1 protein-coding gene is annotated in these 2,246 nt (G+C 59.2%); it reads right to left on the minus strand.

What is annotated here, in order from left to right; translation table 11 throughout:
- A partial coding sequence (locus NKH35_RS31470; RefSeq protein ID WP_352917547.1) for a beta strand repeat-containing protein occupies positions 1 to 2,246 on the minus strand: 2,246 nt, incomplete at both ends.

A 2,246-nucleotide genomic window follows, 5' to 3' on the forward strand; every position in this document is an offset into this window, starting at 1 on the left:
ATAATACCGTTATCAGCAAGGTGTGACAATTCCCCAGAGTCACTGATGCCGTTGGCGTTGGCGTCCTTCCAGATCAGCAGGCTGCTGAAGGCATCGTCGTATTGATCGATGACGCCGTCATGATTGCTGTCGAGCGATGCAAGTGCCGCCGCGCCGCTGGCGAAATGGCCGCCGCCGAAACTCGGCGTAAACAGCTCGGTGCCATCATCGATCTTGCCGTTATGGTTGAGGTCGATCGCCAGCATGCCGTCGTTCGAGGTGTTCCAGGCAATTTGGTCTTTGGTTCCGTCACCATTGATGTCAAACTGGACGCCATGGCTGACGTCGGCGAAGGCGAAGCCATCATGGTTCAGATCCAGGATAATCGGATCGACCGATCCGCCGATCAGGGTGTTCAGGTTCGCTACCGTGACGTTCTGGAGATCGACCAGTGCTCCTACGCCGGCATTGGTGGTTGTCTGGGTATAGACGAACGTATGATTTACGCCCGAGATGGTTGCCGTGAATGCGAGCGTCGCCCCGGCGTTTCCGATGTCTGTGCCCATGAGATATTGGACAGCCGCCGCGAGAGCTGCGGTTGAGGTGATAGCCAACGGCGAGCCGCCGGCATCTGTTCCGAAGAAACTGGCGATGCCGTTGGTGACCGAATGAGATTCCACTGTATCTCCGCCGATCGTCAATACGGAGTCTCCTGCTCCGTCGACAAGGCCGGCGGTGGCGGCCACCAGAGTCCCTGGCAGGGCCAACTTGTCGGTCCCGGCGACCAAGTCAGTGATGATGTCATAGCCGGTGATCGTCCCGGCATTGCCGGTTCCGCCTATAACGGGTGTCGAATCCCCAGTCCCGATCAGGAAGGTGTCGGCGCCGGCGCCGCCCGTCAGGAAATCGTTGCCGCCCCGTCCGATAATGATGTCGTTTCCACCGCCACCGGACAGATGATCGACACCGGACGTACCATAGATCTGGTCGGCCAATGTGGCGTCGCCATTCACCGTGATGCCGGGATCGCCCGGATCATGCGAGAAGAAGGAGAAGCTGACCGAGCGCGCCTGGTAATTGCCACCACTATTGTCGAAGTAAGACAGCGTCCATGAGTCGCCGGCTGTAGGTGGGTGTGCGATCAAATAGCTGGCAAGCGTCGTGGAGGTGGCGTTGCCGCTGCCGTCCAGAAGGAAGATATGGTCGTAGTCGACAGTTGCCTTCATCAGGCCGGTGGCCGGATCGTAGAACCAGCTCTGTTCGAATGTTCCGGCGGTCAGATCGTCTTCGACAACTGCGAAATGGTTGGTGCCTATGACTATCTCGACCTGGACTTCCTGTTCGCGATGCGATCCCGCACTGCTGTCTCCGAACACGCCGGGATTTCGCTCCGCTACAGGTATCGGCGTTACGAAGGGCGACTCTTGAAAGTCGGTATAGACTACTAGAGTCGCGCTATGAGGATCGGCGATTATAGCATTTACCGTGGCTTGTGACAGGGCCAGGGTCGTGACCTGATCATTTCCCGAGGTAAGAGGGCTGCTGCCATTGCCCACCTGAGCAGTGTCGCTGGGCAGACTGGTCGGGGGCACTTCGTGGATGCCGACAGTCTGGACAGTCGTGGCGGTGCCATCGAAGACATTCAGCGTAAGGTTGGTGTTGACAGTATCGGTTACCGTGGCGGTTGGTGTGTAGACCAGGTTACCCAGCAGGTTGATGCCACCGGACGGATTGTAGAGCACGGTGCCGGTTGTCAGGGCGACATAGGTCACGCCGTTGTAGTAGAACACCCCAGTCGGGATCGTCCCTGTTGCGGTGACGATCAGGTTGTCGCCATCCGCATCCGTCGGGATAGAGACCCGCAGCGGATATCCATTGGGATAAGTCGGCGTGCCAAGGGTCTGCTGCCCCGGTTCGCTCGACATCCAGTTCTGGGTGCTGGCAACAACCGGTGCATCGTTGACGTCCGTCAGGTTGATGGTCAATGTCGTCGTCGAGAAGTCGCCGTCGCCGTCCTTGATTGTGTAGACGAACACGTCCGTGGTGTTCGCGTTAATGCTGTGAGCCGTCGACTGGTAGGTGTAGGAGCCGTCGACGTTGAGGTGAAGCGTGCCGTGCAGGCCCACAATGTCGGTGTTGACGCCACCCGATACTGCTGTCGTGGTGTTGCCGCCCGCCGCCCGTACGCCATCGATCGTGGCCCCGTCGGCGCCGGCGACGTCATTGACGAGCACGCCTGCCGCCGCCAATACGGTGAGCAAAGCGCC

The organism is Mesorhizobium sp. M1143 (assembly GCF_040318435.1).
Classification (GTDB): domain Bacteria; phylum Pseudomonadota; class Alphaproteobacteria; order Rhizobiales; family Rhizobiaceae; genus Mesorhizobium.